At 70.0% G+C, this 14,859-nt stretch carries 15 protein-coding genes; 9 read left to right on the top strand and 6 right to left on the bottom strand.

What is annotated here, in order from left to right:
• Positions 1 to 121: 121 nt before the first annotated feature.
• Positions 122 to 1,075 carry an IS481 family transposase gene (locus G3I40_RS37775; RefSeq protein WP_164559334.1) on the top strand — a complete coding sequence of 318 codons (954 nt, stop codon included), beginning with the start codon at positions 122 to 124 and terminating at the stop codon, positions 1,073 to 1,075.
• 58 nt (positions 1,076 to 1,133) lie between these two features.
• Here the strand turns inward: G3I40_RS37775 and G3I40_RS37770 are convergent, their stop codons facing one another.
• The 4 genes from G3I40_RS37770 to G3I40_RS37755 form a co-directional block, all read right to left on the bottom strand.
• The gene (locus tag G3I40_RS37770) at positions 1,134 to 1,610 is read right to left on the bottom strand and encodes a MarR family transcriptional regulator (protein ID WP_164559333.1); all 477 of its coding nucleotides are present in this window, start codon (positions 1,608 to 1,610) and stop codon (positions 1,134 to 1,136) included.
• 117 nt (positions 1,611 to 1,727) lie between these two features.
• The gene (locus G3I40_RS37765) at positions 1,728 to 2,477 is read right to left on the bottom strand and encodes an AIM24 family protein (RefSeq protein ID WP_164559336.1); all 750 of its coding nucleotides are present in this window, start codon (positions 2,475 to 2,477) and stop codon (positions 1,728 to 1,730) included.
• A gap of 26 nt (positions 2,478 to 2,503) precedes the next feature.
• A complete protein-coding gene (locus G3I40_RS37760) occupies positions 2,504 to 3,163 on the bottom strand; it encodes an AIM24 family protein (RefSeq protein WP_164559332.1) in 660 nt (219 codons plus the stop codon).
• On the bottom strand, positions 3,163 to 3,801 hold the full coding sequence (locus G3I40_RS37755; RefSeq protein ID WP_164559331.1) for an AIM24 family protein: 639 nt from the start codon (positions 3,799 to 3,801) through the stop codon (positions 3,163 to 3,165). Before G3I40_RS37755 ends, G3I40_RS37760 begins: the two co-directional genes overlap by 1 nt.
• A gap of 129 nt (positions 3,802 to 3,930) precedes the next feature.
• On the opposite strand from G3I40_RS37755, the gene G3I40_RS37750 reads away from it, so the two are divergent.
• From G3I40_RS37750 to G3I40_RS37735, 4 genes are all read left to right on the top strand, one after another.
• Positions 3,931 to 4,275, top strand: coding sequence for a DUF3817 domain-containing protein (locus G3I40_RS37750; protein WP_164559330.1), 345 nt, complete (start codon positions 3,931 to 3,933; stop codon positions 4,273 to 4,275).
• Positions 4,272 to 4,565, top strand: a complete 294-nt coding sequence (locus G3I40_RS37745; protein WP_164559329.1) for an MTH1187 family thiamine-binding protein — start codon at positions 4,272 to 4,274, stop codon at positions 4,563 to 4,565. The genes G3I40_RS37750 and G3I40_RS37745 overlap by 4 nt, the downstream gene beginning before the upstream one ends.
• 187 nt (positions 4,566 to 4,752) lie before the next feature.
• The gene (locus G3I40_RS37740) at positions 4,753 to 6,525 is read left to right on the top strand and encodes a cellulose synthase catalytic subunit (protein ID WP_164559328.1); all 1,773 of its coding nucleotides are present in this window, start codon (positions 4,753 to 4,755) and stop codon (positions 6,523 to 6,525) included.
• 3 nt (positions 6,526 to 6,528) lie between these two features.
• Positions 6,529 to 8,487 (top strand): kelch motif-containing protein, encoded by a 1,959-nt coding sequence (locus tag G3I40_RS37735; RefSeq protein WP_164559327.1) that lies wholly within the window; start codon positions 6,529 to 6,531, stop codon positions 8,485 to 8,487.
• An 18-nt stretch (positions 8,488 to 8,505) separates the two neighbouring features.
• Here the strand turns inward: G3I40_RS37735 and G3I40_RS37730 are convergent, their stop codons facing one another.
• Complete coding sequence (locus G3I40_RS37730; RefSeq protein ID WP_164559326.1) at positions 8,506 to 9,540, bottom strand: glycoside hydrolase family 6 protein; 1,035 nt, start codon at positions 9,538 to 9,540, stop codon at positions 8,506 to 8,508.
• A gap of 195 nt (positions 9,541 to 9,735) precedes the next feature.
• Here G3I40_RS37730 and G3I40_RS37725 point away from each other — a divergent pair, with 195 nt between their 5' ends.
• The 4 genes from G3I40_RS37725 (at position 9,736) to G3I40_RS37710 (ending at position 13,860) form a co-directional block, all read left to right on the top strand.
• Positions 9,736 to 10,248 (top strand): MarR family transcriptional regulator, encoded by a 513-nt coding sequence (locus tag G3I40_RS37725; RefSeq protein ID WP_164559325.1) that lies wholly within the window; start codon positions 9,736 to 9,738, stop codon positions 10,246 to 10,248.
• Positions 10,249 to 10,389: 141 nt separating this feature from the next.
• A complete protein-coding gene (locus tag G3I40_RS37720; protein ID WP_164559324.1) occupies positions 10,390 to 10,728 on the top strand; it encodes a DUF3817 domain-containing protein in 339 nt (112 codons plus the stop codon).
• A 72-nt stretch (positions 10,729 to 10,800) separates the two neighbouring features.
• Positions 10,801 to 12,510 carry a methylmalonyl-CoA mutase family protein gene (locus G3I40_RS37715; RefSeq protein ID WP_164559323.1) on the top strand — a complete coding sequence of 570 codons (1,710 nt, stop codon included), beginning with the start codon at positions 10,801 to 10,803 and terminating at the stop codon, positions 12,508 to 12,510.
• Positions 12,511 to 12,765: 255 nt separating this feature from the next.
• Positions 12,766 to 13,860: an alpha/beta hydrolase gene (locus tag G3I40_RS37710; protein ID WP_343245146.1), complete on the top strand. Its 1,095-nt coding sequence runs from the start codon at positions 12,766 to 12,768 to the stop codon at positions 13,858 to 13,860.
• 214 nt (positions 13,861 to 14,074) lie between these two features.
• Here G3I40_RS37710 and G3I40_RS37705 read toward each other — a convergent pair.
• Positions 14,075 to 14,859 (bottom strand): HAMP domain-containing sensor histidine kinase (locus G3I40_RS37705; protein WP_164559322.1); only part of this gene is annotated, 785 nt, incomplete at its 5' end.

Raw genomic sequence — 14,859 nt, 5'->3', positions numbered from 1 at the left:
TGTTCTGTCCGGGGAGGTTGTGGACAGTGACAGGGTTCACGGCTGATCGATCTTGAAATGGGTGAGGGCCTTCTGGCCTGGTGTGGATTGCGACATCTGCACCAGCAACAGAAAGGCCCTCGTGCCCCACCGTAATGCACCTCTGACCGAGACCGGACGGCTGCGGCTGGCCCGCTGCGTGGTCCATGACGGCTGGCCGCTGCGCCGGGCCGCGGAACGCTTTCAGGTCTCGCCCACCACCGCCCAGCGCTGGGCCGGCCGCTACCGTGCCCTGGGCGAGGCCGGCATGAGCGACCGCTCCAGCCGCCCCCGTCACAGCCCGGACCGGACACCGACCCGCACCGAACGCCGGATCATCAAAGTCCGTGTCCTGCGCCGCTGGGGACCGGCACGCATTGCTCACCTGCTCGGCCTGGTGCCCTCGACCGTCCACCGCGTCCTGACCCGCTACCAGCTCGCCCGGCTCACGCACCTGGACCGGGCAACCGGCCGGGTCATACGCCGCTACGAACGCGACCGGCCCGGCGAACTCGTCCACGTGGACATCAAGAAACTCGGCAACATCCCCGACGGCGGCGGCCACAAGGCCCTGGGCCGCCAAGCAGGCCGCGCAACCCGGTCCGGCGCCGGCTACAGCTACATCCACACCGCCGTCGACGACCACTCCCGGCTCGCCTACAGCGAGATCCACACGGATGAGCGCAAGGAAACCGCGACCGGCTTCTGGCAGCGGGCCCACGCCTACTTCACCAGCGCGGGCATCACCGTTGAACGCGTCCTGACGGACAACGGCAGCTGCTACCGCTCCCGCACCTGGCGCGATGCCCTGGCAGCGACCGGGATCGCACACAAGCGAACCCGGCCCTACCGCCCGCAGACCAACGGCAAGGTCGAACGGCTGAACCGCACCCTGCTCGACGAATGGGCCTACGCCCGCCCCTACCGCTCAGAAGCCGAACGCCGCGAAGCGTTCCCGCAGTGGCTGCACTCCTACAATCACCACCGCGGACACACCGCGCTCGCAGGCCAACCACCCGCCAGCCGCGTCCCCAACCTCACAGGTCAGTACACCTAGTCCAGCCGGCCGCGGCGGAAGTCGGCGGCCCGCCGCGGCCCGCTGCGATTCGCAGGTGTCACGGTTTGCCGCGCTGCGAACGCAGGTGCTCCGCGATGGGGCCGAGCGCCTTGTGCAGGTCGCCCAGCTCCTGTGGCGAGACGAGATCCACGAAGTGCTGCCGCACGGACGCCACATGGTGCGGGGCGACCGTGCGCATGGTCTCCAGGCCGGTGTCGGTGAGCACGGTGTACAGGCCGCGCCGGTCCGACTCGCAGTTCTCGCGGCGTACCAGGCCCGCGTTCTCCATGCGGGTGATCTGGTGCGAGAGGCGGCTCTTGGACTGCAGCGTCGCCGCGGCCAGATCACTCATCCGCATCCGGTGTTCCTCGGCCTCGGAGAGGTTCACCAGGATCTCGTAGTCGTTCATCGTCAGGCCGAAGGGCTGGAGGTCTTTCTCCAGCTGGTAGTTCAGCAGCCTGTTGACCTCCAGGTGGGTGCGCCAGGCGCACTGTTCCTCGTCGGTCAGCCACTGCGTGGCCGTTTCGGTCTCCATGAATTCGATTCTACCTAAGAAGTTGAAATGCGAACGAAGGTGGAAGGTGTGACGTCGCACAGAGGTGACGTACCGAAAGGGGTCAGGCGTTCGACGTCACACTCCGCAGACTACCGCTCACAGCCCGAAGCGACGCTGGAGGTCCCCGAGCTGTCCGGGAAGGCGCGGTTGCTGTGGCTGACCTGCGCCCGCACCCGGAGCGCCGCCCGGCACGCCCGCCTGGTGAGGCACGTCACCCGTCACCCCTTCCGGCATCAGCGCCTCACTGGACTGCAGCAGCACCGTCCCCGCGCCGACGAACTCGAACTGGTGCTCCTCGCCGGAGACCCCGCCGACGCCCGTCATCGCACGTAGACCGCCGATCACGCCGGTCAGGTACCCGTGGTCGTAGTGGTGGCACGGCGAGGGGCAGTCGGCCCAGCCGACGAGCGCCTGCGGATCCACGCGCAGGGGCGGCTCCATGAAGACCACCGGACCGTTTGAAGCCGCGACGAATTTGCCGGTGCCAATGAGCGTGAGGAAGCCGGGCACGATCGATTGCTTCAGCGCGAGAGTTGGCTGAAAAGCAAGCAGATTGCCCGCCCGGATGGTCAGATTGCCGTCATCGAGGTCGTACGAGTTCACGTCGAAGGCCCGGTCCGCGAGCAGCATCTTGCCGCTGCCCTCCGCCACCACCCAGTCGCTCGCGTGCAGCGGCGAGTGGAACGACGTGCGCACCAGCCGGTCGAGCCGGCCGTGCCCGATGCCGTTGAACTCCATCCGCCCGTAGTAGGCGATCATCTTGCCCTTCTGCAGGAACCACTGGCTGCTCTTCAGTTCCACGCAGAAGGTGTACGCGTTGACGTTGTCGTCGACCGGCAGCGTCATGGGGTCGTACACCACGGGTCCGGTTGTCACAGCTTCTCCTCCGAGGCCTGGACGTACACCGCGCCGCTCCCGCTGAGCTCCAGCTGGAACGCCTCGCCGCTGCCGCGGCCCACCATGTCCCGCCAGCCGAGCGCCGTGGACAGCTTGTTGCGGACGTCGCCGTGGTGGGCGACGTAGGCCTGGGGGTCGACGTGCACGGACCGGCCCGGGGTGATCGGCACCTCGATGACTCCGCCGTGCGCCATCACGGCCACCGCACCCTGCCCCTGCAGCGTGGTCGTGAACAGCCCCTGCCCGGTGACCTGCCCGCGCACCATGCCCATGACCCCGCCCTGCGCGCCCATGAACATCGTGCCCTGGCGCAGCGCCCCGTCGAAGGCGAGCAGCCGGTCCGCCTCGACGTACAGGGTGTCGCCGGACAGGTGGATCACCTGGACGTGGTGGCCGCCGTGCCCGAACAGCACGGTCCCGTTGCCCTCGACGGTCATCAGCGGCGTCGCCTCGTTGGCCACCCGCCGCCCGAGCATGGACATCAGGCCGCCTTGTCCGCCCTGGAGGTTGGGGGTGAAGGAGACGTCGCCCTTGTACGCGAGCATCGCGCCGCGCTGGCTGTAGAGGCGCTGTCCGGGGACGACGGTCGCCTCGATCATCTTCGAGTTGATCTCACGGAAGTCCGCGGGCGGCATCACACATCACCCGCGATCGTGTTGCGCTCGCTGGGCTGTACGTAGACGAGTCCGTCGCCCTCGAAGAAGATCTGGAACGCCTCGCCGCCGCCCTCGCCCAGGAACGTGCGGAAGGTGACGCCCGACTGGAACGACTGGTGCAGATTGCCCTGGTGCGCGATGTACGCGCCCGGGTCGACGGTCAGCGGGTAGTCGCGGCTGACGCGCAGCACGACGGCCGGGCCGTCGCTCATGAGGGCCGCCTGCCCGTGCCCCTCGACGGTCGTGGTGAACAGGCCGTTGCCCTGGGAGGCGCCGCGCATCCCCGTGAAGGAGGTCCCCGTGCGCAGCGCCGCGTCCGTGCACAGCAGATTGCTCGCCTCGACGTACAGCTTGTCGCCGCGCAGCTCCACCAGGTTGATCTCGCTCGCCCGGTCCGCGAACCAGCAGGTCCCCTGGCCCTTCACCTCCATCACCACCATCTGCTCGCCGGTGATGCGGCGCGTCACCATCCCTCGTATCCCCTCACCACCCCCGCTCAGCTTCTTGAACGCCATCCGGCCGTCGTAAGCGACCATCGAGCCGTTCTTCGCCTTGACGCTGTCGCCCGTCATGTCGACGGCCAGCACCTTGCTGCCCTGGAGTCGGAACGTTGCCACGGGGTCGAAGGTAGCTGGACGGAGGAGCCCGCCGACAGGTGGCGAAGGGCCCGATGCCACAATGGGAAACGCTTGTGCGTACATTCACAAGATCGACAGCCCGCCCACCGCTTCTGCCGAAGGTGCCCCGTGGACATCAAGACCGCCTCCGCCCTCCGCCGCCTCCGCCTGGTCTCCGCGCCCGAGGCCGTCTCGTTCCTGCTGCTCCTGCTCTGCTCGGTGCTCAAGCGCACGACCGAGTTCAACGCGGTGCCGGTGATGGGCATGGTGCACGGCGTGCTGTTCGTGCTCTACGTGATCTTCTGGCTCGACGCCTGGAACCGCGCGAAGTGGAGCGCCGGCACGGGCATCCTCTACTTCGTCCTGTCCGTCCTGCCCACCGGCGGCTTCTTCGCCGAGCGCAAGCTCAAGCGCGAGGCCGAGAACGCGGTCATCGCCTCCCGCGCCCGGCAGGAAGGCGTGGTCAACGCATGATCATCGCCTTTTCCGTGACGCCGCTCGGGGTCGGCGAGGACGTGGGGGAGTACGTCGCCGACGCGGTCCGCGTGGTGCGCGAATCGGGTCTGCCGAACAGCACCGACGCGATGTTCACGTCGATCGAGGGCGAGTGGGACGAGGTCATGGACGTCGTCCGGCGCGCGGTCACCGTGGTCGAGGCGCGGGCGCCCCGGGTCTCCGTCGTGATGAAGGCCGACATCCGCCCCGGGGTCACCGACGGTCTGACGTCGAAGGTGGCGACGGTGGAGCGGCACCTCGCGCAGTAGCAGCAGTAGCAACGGCACGCCCCGCGCGGCCCGGTGTCCTCGACGGACGCCGGGCCGCACGTGTGTGCGGCACTGAGCCGTCCGCGTTCAATACCTCACTCGTACGCGTCCTCTGGTTCGACACGCCGGGAAAACTCACCTTTTGTGAAGGTATCGGCAGCTTGATCACCAGATCCTGGAGGGCACCGTGCGGCCTGAGGGCTATGACTACGACACCTACAGCAGGATTGCGGGGCCGCTCACCGAGCCGCCTCGCGACGGCGCTTACAAGGTGCAGTACATATCGCTGCTCTCGCGTGAGCCCCACCGAATACGTGCCGTCCTGCTGATGACGCTGGCGCCCGTACTCACCGGGGTGCTGCTCGTCTATCTCGTGTGGCCCACCCACTGGGTGGAGCGCGAGGGCGGAGAGCGCTGGCTCGTCTCGCTCGACGTCGCGATGCTCGTCGCGATCGGGCTCATCGAGCTCTTCATGCTCATCAACGTCCTGTCCATCGCCCACGCGACGATGGTCGCCAGGGACCCCGTCCCCGTCCGCCCCCAAGCGGGCACCCGGGTCGCGTTCCTCACGACGTACGTCCCCGGCAAGGAACCCCTCTCGATGGTGCGCGCCACCCTCGAAGGGGCCGTGCGCCTCACCCACGACGGACCGCTCGACGTCTGGCTCCTCGACGAGGGCGACGACCGGGCGGCCAAGACGCTCTGCGCCGAACTGGGCGTGCGCCACTTCACCCGGCACGGCGTCCCCGAGTGGAACCAGAAGAAGGGTCCCCACAAGACCCGCACCAAGCACGGCAATTACAACGCCTGGCTCGCGATGCACGGCAGCGACTACGACTTCTTCGCCTCCGTCGACACCGACCACGTGCCCGTGCCCGAGTTCCTGGAGCGGATGCTCGGCTACTTCCGCGACCCCGACGTCGCCTTCGTCGTCGGACCGCAGGTCTACGGGAACTACGACTCCCCGGTCACCAAGGCCGCCGAGTCCCAGCAGTTCCTCTTCCACGCGCTGATCCAGCGGGCGGGCAACCGCTACCGGGCGCCGATGTTCGTCGGCACCAACAACGTCGTACGGATCTCCACGCTCCAGCAGATCGGCGGCCTCGTCGACTCCGTCACCGAGGACATGGCGACCGGCTTCGAGATCCACCGCCACAAGAACCCGTCCACCGGCCACAACTGGCGCTCCGTCTACACCCCCGACGTGCTCGCCGTGGGCGAGGGGCCCGCCTCCTGGACGGACTTCTTCACCCAGCAGATGCGCTGGTCCCGCGGCACGTACGAGACGCTGTTCAAGCAGTACTGGAAGGCACCGTTCTCGATGCCGCCCGGCCGCCTCTTCTCGTACACCATGATGCTCGTCTACTACCCGATGACGGCCGTCAACTGGCTGCTCGGCGTGCTGAGTTGCGTGCTCTTCCTGTGGTTCGGGGCGAGCGGCACGGAGGTCTCCGCCTCCGTGTGGCTGATGCTCTACAGCGACGCGGCCGCGCTCCAGATCGGCCTCTACCTGTGGAACCGGCGGCACAACGTCTCGCCGCACGAACCCGAGGGCTCGGGAGGCCTGGCCGGCATGGCGATGTCGGCGATATCCGCCCCCATCTACCTGAAGTCGCTCGGCGCGGCCCTGCTGCGCCGCCCCAGCCGCTTCGTCGTCACCCCCAAGGGCGGCGACGCCAGCCCCGACCGTCTGCTGACCTTCCGCATCCACCTGTGCTGGGCGGCCGTGCTGGCCACGTCCCTCGCGGCGTCCGTCGTCCTCGGCCACACCCATGTGGCCATGCGCACCTGGGCGGTGCTCGCCCTGTGCATCGCGGTGGCGCCCGTCGGGGTGTGGCTCTTCACGCAGCGCCGCGAGGCCGCGGCCACCGCCCCCGCCCGGCTCCCGGAGGTCGAGCACGAACCGGCGGCCCTCGCCGTCTCCAGCCGGGTCTCCAGCACGAGCACAGGAGGGAACTGACCCATGGCCTACCGGCTTTCGAAGCGCATGAAGAAGACGGTCCTCGGAGCGGGCGGTGTCGCCCTCCTCGTCGGCCTGAACGCCCCGGCCGCCTGGACCTTCGCCTCCGAGCAGTACTACGACTGGAAGATCGCCCAGCCCGGCTACAAGGCCAAGTACGGCTCGTGGACCTCGGTCGACATCCCGGACCGGTTCCGCACCAACGCGATCCACGCGGCGCTCCTGCACACCGGCAAGGTGCTGATCGTCGCCGGGTCGGGCAACGAGCAGAAGAAGTTCGACGCGGGCTCCTTCGACACGATCCTGTGGGACCCGAAGGCGAACACCTTCAAGAAGATCGCCACCCCCGAGGACTTCTTCTGCTCGGGCCACGCCGCGCTCCCCGACGGGCGCATGCTCGTGGCGGGCGGCACCGCCCGCTACGAGCAGCTCGAAGGAGAGGTCAAGCGGGCCGGCGGCGGCATGCGGGTCAAGAACGAGAGCCCCGACAAGGCGATGGTCCTGAAGAAGGGGACCAAGTTCCGCTCCCCGTCCGGGATCGAGTACGTCTCGCAGTTCGACGTCACCGTGCCCAAGGCCAAGCGCGTCAACCACATCACGTACAACGCGGCCGGTGTCATGCAGCCGTGGCGGACGTCGGTCAAGGCGAGCGAGGCCCGCGTCTTCGTCCAGGCGGCCGCCGACGGCAAGCAGTACGTCACCGACAAGCAGGCCCAGTACGAGATCGAGGGCCTCAAGGGCGACGACGCCGACAACGCGTACGGGCTCTCCGAGAAGATCACCATGGACAAGGAGGACTTCCAGGGGATCAAGGCGGCCTACGAGTTCGACCCCGTCGCCGAGAAGTACGTACCGGTCGACCCGATGGAGAAGGCCCGCTGGTACCCGACCCTGGTCGGCCTGGAGGACGGCAAGGTCCTCGCGGTGTCCGGGCTCGACGACGTCGGCATGATCGACCCCGGCGACAACGAGATCTACGACCCGAAGACCAAGAAGTGGACGATGGGGCCCAAGCGGTACTTCCCCACCTACCCCGCTCTCTTCCTCACCAAGGGCGGCAAGCTCTTCTACCCGGCGTCCAACGCCGGGTACGGGCCCGCCGACAAGGGCCGCGAGCCGGGCCTGTGGGACCTGAAGACCAACAAGTTCCAGAAGGTGCCGGGCCTGACCGACACCGACCAGACGGAGACGTCCGCGTCCCTGCTGCTGGCGCCGGCGCAGGACCAGAAGGTCATGATCATGGGCGGCGGTGGCGTCGGCGAGTCCAAGAAGGCGACGTCGCGCACCGCGGTCGTCGACCTGAAGAAGGACAACCCGCACTTCACGACGGGTCCCCGACTCCCGCAGGGCACGCGCTACCTGAACAGCGTGATCATGCCGGACGACTCGGTCTTCACGTCGAACGGCTCCTCCGACTACCGCGGCCGCAGCGCCAGCAACATCCTCAAGGCGCAGTTCTACGACCCCAAGGACAACGCGTTCCACGACGCCGCGTCCCCGAAGGTCGGCCGCAACTACCACTCGGAGGCGCTGCTGCTGCCCGACGGGCGGGTGGCCACGTTCGGTTCGGACCCGCTCTACGACAACCAGCAGAACACCAAGCTGGGCCACTTCGAGCAGCGCATGGAGATCTTCACGCCGCCCGCGCTGCACCGCGGCGCCGACAAGCGTCCGGTCCTGCGCTCGGGGCCCGAGACGCTCCCGGACGACCACCGGGCCACGTACCGCACGGACCAGGCCGACCGCATCGTCAAGGCGCGGCTGATGCGCCCGTCCGCCGTGACGCACACGACGGACGTGGAGCAGCGCTCGATCGAACTGGGCGTGACGAAGGGCGACGGTGCGGTGACCGTCGACGTCCCGAAGGACCCGAGCCTGGTTCCGCCGGGCTGGTACATGCTGTTCGTCTCGGACGCGAACGGCGTGACGTCCGAGGCGAAGTGGGTCAAGGTCGGCGAGTGACGCAGGACGTGGTGGGCGCTACGCGTGCCCGTTGCGGGCGAGCCCGAGTGCGTAATCCGCCCACCACGTCCCCGCCGCGGGCCCGCCCCGGCACGTCCCGTCCGACTCGCCGGGCCGCTTGACCCACAGGTACGCGTCGACCAGCGGATCACCGGTCCGCGTGGTCGGGGCGGTGCCGAGGGCCCGGTCCGGCGGGTTGCACCACGCGTCGGCCTGGCCGTCGGCGTAGGGGCCGGCGCCGTTGCGGCTGGTGTCCACCACGAAGTGCGCGCCGCCCAGCAGCTGTGACAGGCCCTTGCCGTACGCCGTGCTCGCCTGGTCCGTCTGGAAGTTGGAGACGTTGAGGGAGAAGCCGTCCGCCTTGGCGATGCCGGCCCGGCGCAGCGGCTCGACGAGCTTGGCCGCGTCCGGGATCCAGGCGGGGTTGCCCGCGTCGACGTAGACCTTGGTGTGCGGCTGCTTCTTCAGCCGGTCGATCGCCGCCGAGATCAGCTGGTAGCGCTCCTCCTGGTACTCGGCGGGCGTGCAGCCGTCGACGATGTGGCCGAGCGCGTCGGGCTCCAGGACCACCAGGGCCTTGGTGTCGCCGATGCCCGTCGCGAACGCGTCGATCCACTGGTAGTAGAAGTCCGCGGTGTGCGCCCCGCCCGCGGAGTGCTGCCCGCAGTCGCGGTGCGGAATGTTGTACGCGACCAGGACCAGCGTCTTGTCCGCCTTCGCCGCCTGCTTCCCGGCCTCGGCGATCGCGGGCCGCGGGTAGTCGCCCGGCGCCCACATGGCCTGCGGGCGCTGGGCGATGCGCCGGATGACGGTCGCGTCGGAGGCGCGGCCCTGCTTCTCCCACGCGGCGGCCTGGACGGCGGCGTCCGAGGCCGGGTCGACCCAGAAGGGGGAGGAGTCGGAGTCGTGGGTGGGAGCGGTCTGCCCGGCGGCCTCGGCGGCGGTGTCACGCCCGCCGTCGTCGGAGCAGCCGGTGGCGAGGGTGGCGAGGAGGAGGGCGGCGGCGGTGAGCGCGAGGGTGCGTGCCGGTGTGCGGATGGACGGGACGGACATCCTGACCCCTGGTTCGGAACGGTTCGATCAAGCTCGAAAACGCGGTTCGATCAACGGTGAATTCCGGCAATCGTGGCATAAGGGGCGCCCGTCGGCGGGGATTGCCGCCGCAGCGCACCAGGGCGGCGGACGACCGGCCGGTCAAAGGGCGAGACGGAGCTGACCGTCATGTGACCGGCCGGTAAGGTCGGGGGCGTGCCGAAGCCGCTCAGTCTTGCCTTCGATCCCATCGCCCGCGCCGACGAACTCTGGAAGCAGCGCTGGGGGTCCGTGCCGTCCATGGGCGCGATCACCTCGATCATGCGCGCGCACCAGATCCTGCTCGCCGAGGTCGATGCCGTCGTCAAGCCGTACGGACTGACCTTCGCGCGCTACGAGGCCCTCGTCCTGCTCACCTTCTCCAAGGCCGGCGAGCTGCCCATGTCGAAGATCGGCGAGCGGCTCATGGTGCACCCGACGTCCGTGACGAACACCGTGGACCGGCTGGTGCGGTCGGGCCTCGTCGACAAGCGGCCCAACCCGAACGACGGCCGCGGCACGCTCGCCACCATCACCGACAAGGGCCGCGAGGTCGTCGAGGCCGCGACCGGGGACCTGATGGCGATGGACTTCGGGCTCGGGGTGTACGACGCCGAGGAGTGCGCGGAGATCTTCGCGATGCTGCGGCCGCTGCGGGTGGCGGCCCGCGATTTCGACGACGCGGACTGACGCGGCGGGCCGGCGTCCCCGCGGGCCGGCGCGGTCTCCCCGCCGCTGCCGGGGTGTTCCGAAGAGCGTGCTGACCTGGTGCCGGGTCCTCGTGCGGTCCCCGCCGACGCGGGGGTTTTTCGGGCGGTTACGCTCATAACCATGAAGAAATCCGTGCTGACCCGCTACCGCATCATGGCCTACGTGACGGGCGTGCTCCTGGTCCTCCTGTGTCTCGGCATGATCGCCAAGTACGCGCTCGGCATCGACGGGGCGGCGGACGCCACGCGCGTCATCGCCATCGCGCACGGCTGGCTGTACGTCGTCTACCTGGTGTTCGCCTTCGACCTCGGGTCCAAGGCGAAGTGGCCGGTCGGCAAGCAGCTGTGGGTGCTCATCGCGGGCACCATCCCGACCGCCGCGTTCTTCGTCGAGCGCAAGGTCTCCGCGGAGCTGGAGGCCAAGGTCACCGACGGCGGCACGAACCTCGCCAAGGCGTAACCCCCACCGCTCGCACGATGTGTGAGCGGTTCGCCATCGACATTTACTAGGACGTCCTAGTAAATTGAAGGCATGGGAAGCAAGGACGCTGACGCCATTGCCGAGGGCCGCCTTCGCTGGCAGGCCCGTTACGACTCCGCCCGCAAGCGGGACGCCGACTTCACGACGCTCTCCGGAGACCCGGTCGAGCCGGTCTACGGGCCGCGGCCCGGGGACACGTACGACGGTTTCGAGCGGATCGGCTGGCCCGGCGAGTATCCGTTCACGCGCGGCCTGCACCCGACCGGCTACCGGGGCCGCACCTGGACCATCCGCCAGTTCGCGGGGTTCGGCAACGCCCGGCAGACCAACGAGCGCTACAAGACGATCCTCGCCAACGGCGGCGGCGGGCTGTCCGTCGCCTTCGACATGCCGACGCTCATGGGGCGGGACTCCGACGATCCGCGCTCGCTCGGCGAGGTCGGGCACTGCGGCGTCGCCATCGACTCGGCCGCCGACATGGAGGTCCTGTTCCAGGACATCCCGCTGGGCGACGTCACGACGTCGATGACGATCAGCGGCCCGGCCGTGCCGGTCTTCTGCATGTACCTGGTCGCGGCCGAGCGGCAGGGCGTCGACCCGGCGGTCCTCAACGGCACCCTGCAGACCGACATCTTCAAGGAGTACATCGCGCAGAAGGAGTGGCTCTTCCAGCCCGAGCCGCACCTGCGCCTGATCGGCGACCTGATGGAGCACTGCGCCGCGTCCATCCCCGCGTACAAGCCGCTGTCGGTCTCCGGATACCACATCCGCGAGGCGGGCTCGACGGCCGCGCAGGAGCTGGCGTACACGCTGGCGGACGGATTCGGGTACGTGGAGCTCGGGCTGAGCCGCGGGCTCGACGTGGACGTCTTCGCCCCCGGACTGTCCTTCTTCTTCGACGCGCACGTCGACTTCTTCGAGGAGATCGCCAAGTTCCGTGCCGCGCGCCGGATCTGGGCCCGCTGGATGCGCGACGTCTACGGGGCGCGGACGGACAAGGCGCAGTGGCTGCGGTTCCACACCCAGACCGCGGGCGTCTCGCTGACGGCCCAGCAGCCGTACAACAACGTCGTCCGGACGGCCGTGGAGGCGCTGGCGGCGGTGCTCGGCGGCACGAACTCCCTGCACACCAACGCCCTCGACGAGACCCTCGCCCTGCCCAGCGAGCAGGCCGCCGAGATCGCCCTGCGCACGCAGCAGGTGCTGATGGAGGAGACCGGCGTCGCCAACGTCGCGGACCCGCTGGGCGGTTCGTGGTTCATCGAGCAGCTCACCGACCGCATCGAGGCCGACGCGGAGAAGATCTTCGACCAGATCAAGGAGCGCGGGCTGCGGGCGCACCCCGACGGGCAGCACCCCGTCGGCCCGGTCACGTCCGGGATCCTGCGCGGCATCGAGGACGGCTGGTTCACGGGCGAGATCGCCGAGTCCGCCTTCCAGTACCAGAAGTCCCTGGAGAAGGGCGACAAGCGGGTCGTCGGGGTCAACGTCCACCACGGGTCCGTCACCGGCGACCTGGAGATCCTGCGGGTCAGCCACGAGGTGGAACGCGACCAGGTACGGGTCCTCGGCGAGCGGAAGGGCGCTCGCGACGACGCCGCGGTGCGCTCCGCGCTGGAGCGGATGCTGGGTGCGGCCCGCGACGGGTCGAACATGATCGGTCCGATGCTTGATGCGGTGCGGGTGGAGGCGACGCTCGGGGAGATCTGTGGGGTGCTCCGGGACGAGTGGGGGGTCTATACGGAGCCGGCCGGGTTCTAGGTCCGGCGCGTTGTCGTCTGCGGGGTTGCCGGTTCGTCGGCGGGTGCGGGTCTCGTCGTGGCTGGTCGCGCAGTTCCCCGCGCCCCTGAGATGCACGCCCTGCGGGCGGCATCTCCCCAGGGGCGCTGCGCGACCAGCCCCCACCGGCCCGCAGCCGCGAAGCGCAGGGAACGGGGCAGGCGGGAGGCGTGTCAGGTGGCGCCCGGAGGGTAGGCGCGGGCAGGTCAACTGCCCCGCACGTCCCAGGAGTCACACGTGTCAACACCCAGATCCACCCGCACCAGGACCACCACCCTCGGCATCGCCGCCCTCGCCCTCCTCGGCGGCGTCGCCCTCGGCGGCTCCGGCGCGGTGAGCGCGAGTCCGCCGGCGGAGCCGAAGGTGCAGAACACGTTCGACTCCCTCGGGGCGCAGGTGCAGGCGGCGAAGCTGCCGAACGGGCGCACCGCCCACTACACCGACTCGGGGCCCGCGAACGGCACGCCCGTCCTCTACATCGGCGGCACCGGGACGAGCGCCCGCGCCGTCCACATGACCGACTTCTTCCGCACCACCAGGCAGAACCTGGACCTGCGCCTCATCTCCGTCGAGCGCAACGGATTCGGCGACACGGACTACGACCCGGCCCTCGGCAAGGCCGACTTCGCCTCCGACGCCCTGGCCGTCCTCGACCGGCTCGGCGTCAAGGACTTCAAGGTGGTCGCGATATCCGGCGGCGGCCCGTACGCCGCCGAGCTCGCCGCCCGCGCCCCGGGCCGCGTCACCGCCCTGCACCTCGCCGCCGCCCTGCCGCCCTACGGCACCGAGCCCGCCTACTGCGGCCTGTCCGACGACGCCCTCGCGGCCGCCGTCAAGGACCAGATCAGGGACCCGCGCACGTGGTGGGCGTTCCCCGACGACAGCCCGGTGAAGTCCATCCCGGGCTTCGCCGACACCGCGTACGAGGACGGCGCGCGGACCTACAACCAGCGCGGCCAGCAGGCCGACCCGGCGCCGCAGGTGCACGAGCAGAAGCTGTACTGCGAGCGCCCCGGCCCCGACCTGTCGAAGCTGACCGCGCCCGTGTACCTCTACGGCGGCGACAAGGACACCACCGTGCCGCCCGCCACGCTCGCGACCTGGCGCGCGCACCTCCCGTCCGGCGCCCGCGTGAAGACCCGTACCTACGCGGACTCCGCCCACGACGTCCAGTACCGCCACTGGGACCAGATCCTCGTCGACCTGGCCGGCCGGGCGGACCGCACGGTCGTCTGCACCGGCAAGCGCACCCGCGTCCTGCCGGCCGGCGAGGCCGACAAGCTGGTCGCCAAGAAGCGGGCCACGCTGGGCAGTTGCGCCTGGAACAAGTAGGCCTGCGGCGTCCTAGGGCGTGTTTTGAAAGTCCCGCCTGCCCCGCGACGCCCGGCACGCACTCCCCCAGCCTTCGGCCGGGGGGACCCCCAGCGGCGTTGCCGAAGCGCCCGCATAGCTCCGCTATGAGGACGCTCCGGCGCCTTGCGATCGCACGCACCGGACGCCGCGGGGCCCGCCCTTCGGGCGAACGACGGGACTTTCAAAACACGCCCTAGGGGCCCGGGAACGTCAGCCGGAACAGTGCCCCGCCGCCCGGCGCCGCCTCGGCCGTCAGCTCGGCCCCGTGCGCCTGCGCGATCTGCCGGGCCATCGCCAGGCCGAGCCCCGAACCGGGCAGCGCGCGGGACGCCTCGGCCCGGTAGAAGCGGTCGAAGACGTAGGGGAGGTCCTCGGCGGCGATGCCCGGGCCGTGGTCCCGCACCGTCACGTCCCGCGCGGACAGCGTGACCTCCACCGGGGCGCCGCCCGGCGGGGTGAACTTGGCGGCGTTGCCCAGCAGGTTGGCCAGGAGGCGGGAGAGGCGGGACGGGACGCCGGGGAGCGTGACCGTCGCCGCCTCCGGGGCCACCGTGACCGTGAAGGCGACGTGCGGCCAGTGCGCGTGGGCCGCCTCCACCGCGTGCGACACCAGCGGCGCCAGGGCCACCTCCTCGACGAGCGGCCGCGGCTCCTCGTCGCGGGCCAGCTCGATAAGGTCGTTGACCAGGGACGTCACCTCGTGGATCTGGCGGCCGAGCGCGGCCGAGGCGCGAGCGCGCTGAGCAGGCGTCAGACGCTCGGCGCGCGCCAGGAGTTCGGCGTTCGTGCGCAGCGCCGTCAGGGGTGTGCGCAGCTCGTGGGAGGCGTCCGCGACCAGCCGGCGGCGGGCCGTCACCGAGTCCTCCAGCTCGCCCAGCATCGTGTTGAACGAGGCCGCCAGGCGCGTCACTTCGTCCCTGCGGCCCGGCGGCAGGTCGATCCGGGTGCGGGCGTCGCGGGTGGCCGCGATCCGCTCAG

It is taken from the genome of Streptomyces sp. SID14478, from assembly GCF_010548525.1.
Lineage (GTDB): Bacteria > Actinomycetota > Actinomycetes > Streptomycetales > Streptomycetaceae > Streptomyces.
Note: the sequence above shows the minus strand (reverse complement) of the source record. Positions and strands in the feature narration are given on the sequence as shown.

Bases quoted from the DNA above. Each gene is read 5' to 3' on its own strand.
- G3I40_RS37745 (WP_164559329.1), top strand. From the start codon at position 4,272: ATGATCATCGCCTTTTCCGTGACGCCGCTCGGGGTCGGCGAGGACGTG.
- G3I40_RS37735 (WP_164559327.1), top strand. From the start codon at position 6,529: ATGGCCTACCGGCTTTCGAAGCGCATGAAGAAGACGGTCCTCGGAGCG.
- G3I40_RS37720 (WP_164559324.1), top strand. From the start codon at position 10,390: ATGAAGAAATCCGTGCTGACCCGCTACCGCATCATGGCCTACGTGACG.
- G3I40_RS37715 (WP_164559323.1), top strand. From the start codon at position 10,801: ATGGGAAGCAAGGACGCTGACGCCATTGCCGAGGGCCGCCTTCGCTGG.
- G3I40_RS37730 (WP_164559326.1), bottom strand. From the start codon at position 9,540: ATGTCCGTCCCGTCCATCCGCACACCGGCACGCACCCTCGCGCTCACC.
- G3I40_RS37770 (WP_164559333.1), bottom strand. From the start codon at position 1,610: ATGGAGACCGAAACGGCCACGCAGTGGCTGACCGACGAGGAACAGTGC.
- G3I40_RS37760 (WP_164559332.1), bottom strand. From the start codon at position 3,163: ATGCCGCCCGCGGACTTCCGTGAGATCAACTCGAAGATGATCGAGGCG.
- G3I40_RS37765 (WP_164559336.1), bottom strand. From the start codon at position 2,477: ATGACGCTGCCGGTCGACGACAACGTCAACGCGTACACCTTCTGCGTG.